Origin of the sequence: Halostella sp. PRR32, from assembly GCF_034808085.1 — an archaeon.
Taxonomy (GTDB): domain Archaea; phylum Halobacteriota; class Halobacteria; order Halobacteriales; family Natronoarchaeaceae; genus Halostella; species Halostella pelagica.
The window spans coordinates 1-273 of record NZ_JAXHGL010000117.1 but is presented as its reverse complement, the minus strand read 5'-3'; the positions used below and the strand labels follow the sequence as shown (position 1 = coordinate 273).

Below are 273 nucleotides of genomic sequence, written 5' to 3'. Positions count from 1 at the left end.
CCCGGGACGAGCTCGTGGCGGCGATGACGCGGACGTTGTCGTACATGGAGCGGGCCGGGACGGCGGCGCACCTGGAGTTCCGCGAGGGCGGCGTCGAGGGCGTCGAGGCCATCGAGCGCGCCGGCGCGGGCTCGGCGGTCGAGTCGGTGGTGCTCGGCCGCGAGGAGACGGCGGCGATGGAGCGCGCGGACGGGTTCGGTGCGAGCGGCGCGAACGACGCGGACTTCGACCGCGAGCGGAACGCGACGCGGCGCGAGGGGAAGCTGTTCGGTA

Annotated in this window: 1 pseudogene; it reads left to right on the top strand. The window is 75.5% G+C overall.

The window, feature by feature from the left end:
• Window positions 1-273 (top strand): annotated as a pseudogene (locus SM753_RS20605) (nucleoside deaminase); the annotation flags it as partial.